The sequence below is a fragment of the bacterium genome (assembly GCA_035527515.1).
Taxonomy (GTDB): Bacteria; B130-G9; B130-G9; order B130-G9; family B130-G9; genus B130-G9.
Map to the genome: position 1 here is coordinate 1 of DATLAJ010000049.1, position 3,057 is coordinate 3,057.

Genomic DNA, 3,057 nt, shown 5'->3' on the forward strand with positions numbered 1-3,057 from the left:
GCTGATTGCTCGCCGCATGGGGCCTGATCGACGCTAGTGAAAAAGGAGGGGGAACGATGACCCAAGAAAATACAGAAAAACCTGAAAAGTCACCCGAGCTACCGGCAATTCGCTACGCAGCGATGCTTTGGTACTTTACCCGAGCCACAGATGCCAAGCTTGCCAACGAGGTTGGCGCCACCGTCGACGTGATCGCTCGTTGGAAGCGCAGCCGCGAGTGGGAAGAGGTCCTACAGAAGATCGCCAACAAGCAAATAGTCCGCACCCCCAGCCCGATCCTCGCCCTCACGGCACACGAGCTTCAAGCTCTTGAGACTACCTTGCCTAACGCTACGCTAGAGACGCGGGAGATGGCCGCGCGAGCCCTGCTTAATCTGGGAAGGAGTCCGGGAAAAACGTCATCCAAGGATGGGCGTAGTGGGTTGACCTCGCAGCAATGAAGCACCGCAAACGCTCAAAAAAATACATATCAATGGAACAAAAACTGGTTGTCAGCAGACATGGAGTTGGCGTCATGCAGAACTGGATGCATCCCCGCATTACCGATTAATGGGATGAACAGGTCCAAGCCATCGACCGGCTGTCACGCGTGCTTGACGCCGTCCCACCGTCGCAGAGGGATGGCCAAGTGGCACTGATCCGCGCCGCGATTGCTCGACACGTAAGTGCCTTGTCTGATGTAGACCTTACGAGAGCCGCAAATTGCGTCGCGGACGATTTATACAAGGCAGTGGATCGTCTCTCATATTGGGACCACGCCCTCGAAACTTATCTGCTGGCAAGTGCCGGCTCGTTTTTTGAAGCCGTCCGCACACGCGGCTACATCCTCTCTTATATCGTCGATAATAATTTTGACGACCTCACGCGACCGGTGCGGTGGTTTCCGATGTGGTACAAGCCGACAGGGCTTTGCTACATATGCCCACAGCTCATCGCGTACTCTCTCCAAATTTTGGAGAACGGAGGAACCGCAGACGACTTGCAACAGCCACTCGACCCCACTCGCTTAAGCCTCATTCCACGGTACATTTCAGAGGCCCGGCACATAGCATCTCGATTGATCCGCAAGTGTCACGACGACCGTCGTCATTTTGTATTCTTAGCTACTGACAGCCATGAAGGTTGCCTCTCCGCCGCATTGGACGCATCTGGTCATCCTGGGATGATCCGTGCTTTTCGGAACGAGCCGCCCATTCCTGGTAGCCGTTGCACAGTATCGTTCCCTAACTAAGGCGCCTTCACCCACTAAAATTTTCGGCATATGTCTCGCCTACTGGCGAGCCCCGCGCCAATGCTGCGCGGCTCATAAACAACCGCCGCTTGTGACTGCCTACAGAGCGCGGAGACCAGGCTGCATCACAGGGGCCGGATCATCGGTGCGCGAGCCGCGAACTCTCTCCGGCTACCTCCCCTCAAGCGAACGATTACCTTCACCCCTGGCGCATCTGCCTCAACGACCTCACAACGCCCAAGCATCGCCGACCCTAGCCGTCGATTGCCACGCGCTCACGCCGCCTGCTGATACAGGAACCGCTGGAAGCCAGTGAAGACCCTCCCGATCTCCTCGGGCCTTCCGAGATTGGCCACGGCATCGGCAATGGAGCCATGGTATTTAAGATGGAGCAGCGGGGTGAGCTTTTCCTGATCGAGTTCATCGACGCCGACGCTCACGTAATGTGACAAAACGAAATCGAGGAAGGCCCGCTGATTGGTATTGAAGCGCGCATCAATCACGACCTTGGCCATCGCTGCTCGCGCCTCGCGGGTCAATGGCGGTATGGCATAAGCAACATATTCCAGCACGTCGAACAGATCGCTTCTCTCGGCATCAATGATCTTCTGCATCTCGGCCAACTGGTCGCGCCCAAATCCTTTCTCGCTGAGCCCCTGCAATAGCTTTTTACGTGTGTCGGGAGCACTCCAGATCATGCGCAGCTCGGCCTCGTCTTTGAAGAACTCCGGCAGTTTGCCGAAGAGCAGTTCCATGAACTGCTGGGCGGACATGGGCGTGCCATCGGAATGCCAGAAGGTCGTGCATATCATGTGCTGGATAGTGCGAGCCTTACCGTCGGCGAGTTCAACCTTGATCTTCTGGGGGCGCGGCTCAGGTTCGGGTCCTGGACCTGGAGGATTTGGTATGCTGGGCGTTCGCTGTCCTGGCTCTTTCCGCTCGGGCTCGACGGGATCGCCGTCCCATTCGGGCTCGTTGAACTTGTGGTGCGCCTCCACGAAGTCGTAGATCGTGAAGTAGTCCTTGCCATCGTAAAGCCGCGTGCCGCGTCCGATGATCTGCTTGAACTCGATCATGGAGTTGATCGGGCGCATTAGCACGATGTTGCGGATGTTGCGGGCATCGACGCCAGTAGAGAGTTTCTGTGACGTCGTGAGGATCGTGGGGATGATCTTCTCGTTGTCTTGGAAATCACGCAGGTGCTGCTCTCCAAGTGCCCCATCGTTGGCCGTCACTCGCTGGCAGTAGTTCGGGTCCCTGCTCGTCTTCATCTGATTGATGAGGTCGCGCACCGCCAATGCGTGGTCTTGCGTGGCACAGAACACCAGCGTCTTTTCACGCTGGTCGATCTGATCCATGAACAGCTTCACTCGGTACACTTCGCGTTCCTTGATCTCGATTATCTTGTTGAAGTCAGGTTGCGTGTAGCGTTTGCCGGTCTCGATCTCTCCTTCGACCAGCTTGTCATCTGGGGTGTAGACATACTCGTCGAGTGTCGTGGAGATTTCCCGCACTCGAAATGGCGTCAGGAAACCATCATTGATGCCGTCCTTCAGCGAATAGACGTACACGGGCTCGCCGAAGTAGGCGTAGGTGTTGGCATTCTCCTCGCGCCTGGGCGTGGCGGTGAGGCCAAGCTGCACTGCCGGGGAGAAGTAGTCGAGAATGCCGCGCCAGTTGCCCTCATCGTTCGCGCCGCCGCGATGGCACTCATCAATGACGATGAAGTCGAAGAAGTCTTGCGGGTATTCGCCGAAGTAGGCTGACGGGTGCCCATCCCTTGACGGCCCGCTCATGAAGGTCTGGAAGATAGTGAAAAAGAGGCT

2 protein-coding genes are annotated in these 3,057 nt (G+C 56.7%); one reads left to right on the top strand and one right to left on the bottom strand.

Features of this window, described 5'->3' with window-relative positions; all coding sequences use genetic code 11:
• The first annotated feature begins 56 nt into the window (after positions 1–56).
• Entirely contained in the window at positions 57–440 is a 384-nt protein-coding gene (locus VM163_03295; GenBank protein HUT02895.1) for a hypothetical protein, read from the top strand.
• 1,066 nt (positions 441–1,506) lie between these two features.
• Here the strand turns inward: VM163_03295 and VM163_03300 are convergent.
• On the bottom strand, positions 1,507–3,057 hold a 1,551-nt coding region (locus VM163_03300), incomplete at its 5' end, for a type I restriction-modification enzyme R subunit C-terminal domain-containing protein (GenBank protein HUT02896.1).

Coding starts and splice junctions, on each gene's coding strand:
- VM163_03295 (HUT02895.1), top strand. CDS start 57: ATGACCCAAGAAAATACAGAAAAACCTGAAAAGTCACCCGAGCTACCG.